This is a genomic window from Paraplanobispora takensis (genome assembly GCF_016863195.1).
Classification (GTDB): domain Bacteria; phylum Actinomycetota; class Actinomycetes; order Streptosporangiales; family Streptosporangiaceae; genus Planobispora; species Planobispora takensis.
This window is the reverse complement of sequence record NZ_BOOK01000123.1, coordinates 1-1696: the sequence shown is the minus strand read 5'-3', so window position 1 is coordinate 1696 and position 1696 is coordinate 1. Positions and strand designations below refer to the sequence as shown.

Genomic DNA, 1696 nt, shown 5'->3' with positions numbered 1-1696 from the left:
TCGGCGATCGAGGTGATCGTCTTGATGACGTTGCCGATCTCGGCGCTGGACTCGCCCAGCTGCGCGATGGTGTCGTTGGCCGTCGCCGCCACCTGGACCGCGTCGTGCGCGATCTTGGCCGCGTCGCTGGCACTGGTGGCGATCTCCTTGATGGAGGCGGTCATCTGCTCGCTGGCGGCCGAGACGGTCTCCACGTTGCGCGAGACCTGCTCGGCGGCGGCGGAGACGGCGTCGGCCCGGCCGCTGGTCTGCTCGGCGCTGCCGGCGATCTGCTCGCTGACGACGGCCAGCTCCTGGGAGGCACCGGCCAGCTGCTCGCTGTTGGCGTTGATGCCGGTGACGGTGCCGCGCAGCGTGACCATGGCCCGGTCCAGGCCGGCCGCCATCGTGCCGATCTCGTCACGGCCGCTCACGTCGGCCTTGCGGGTCAGGTCGCCGGCGGCCAGGCCCTCGATCACGTGGGAGACCTTGCCGATCGAGGCGACGACCTTACCGGCGATGAGGCGGGCGCCGATCAACGCCACCAGCAGGCCCGCCACCAGCACGATGATGGTCGTGGTGCGGCCCGAGGAGTAGGCCGCGGCGGCCTCGTCGGCCAGCTTCTTGCCGTCGGCGGTCTCGGCCGCCGCGATCTTCTCGACGACGTCGGCGGCCTTCTTGAACGCCGGGCCGGTCACCTCGTCACGGGCCTTGGCCACCCCGAGGTCGTCGTTGTTCCTGCTGGCGGTCAGGAGCGTCTCCCAGGTGCCCTGGTAGTTCTCCCACTTCCCGCGCAGATCCTCGACCAGCTCCGGAGAGGCGCTGTTGGAAGCGTAGGCGTCCAGGTTCTGGGTGACCTTTGCGGCGTCGGTCTTGAGAGCCTGCTCGTAGGTGGCCATGGTGGCCTCGGTGCGCGACAGGCCGTGGTTGAGCAGGTCCATCCGGACGATCGACAGGTCGAGGCGGACCTGGTCGATCTGCTGGAGCGGGACCATGCCGCCCTTGTAGAGGGTGTCGGCCCTGTCGTTGATCGAGCCCATCTGGCCGATGCCGATGAGGCCCACCAGCAGTGCGACGACGGCCATCACACCGACGCTGGAGAGGATCTTCGTACTGATACCGCGGTCTTCGATGAGGGACCGTGCCGTACGCGGTCCCCGCGTCGCTGAGGGCGTAGTCATGGTGGAACTCTTTCGTGCGTCGTACGGCGGCCCGGAGCCGCCGGAGGTGGGAGGGTGTCAGGGGCCGCCGGGCGAGATGCCCGTCACGGTCACCTCCCTCCCGTCGGCATGGCGCGACCGCAGCTGAGAGGTACCGCGACGCCGGCCGCCACCGTCCCGCTCCCTTGCCGCACCGCGGCCCGCACGGCCCCGCGAACGCCGACCGCCCAGGACTCTGATGAGGTCCTGGGCGGTCGGCGGACCACCGGAGAAGAGGGGGAGGGGGATCCGGGGTCACGCGGAGGGGCCGGACGGAGAAGCCGGTTCCGACGTCCAGGGCTCGGCCGGATCGACGCCGATCCGGTGGCCACGGCACCGCCGGGCCGGGAGGCCGACGGCCGCTGCTCCTTCCGTCCGGCCGGTGGCTGGGCGCCGATCCGGCCGAGCTCAGATGGAGAAGCGGCCCACCAGCGACCGCAGCTCCGCCGACATCCGGGCCAGCTCGGCCGCGGCCTGCTGGGTCTGGCCCACGCTCTCGCTGGTCAGCTGCGCCGTCT

Annotated in this window: 1 protein-coding gene; it reads right to left on the bottom strand. The window is 71.2% G+C overall.

Going from position 1 to position 1696, the window contains the following annotated elements; genetic code table 11:
- Window positions 1-1064 (bottom strand): methyl-accepting chemotaxis protein (locus tag Pta02_RS40695; protein ID WP_203880399.1); only part of this gene is annotated, 1064 nt, incomplete at its 3' end.
- Window positions 1065-1696: the final 632 nt, after the last annotated feature.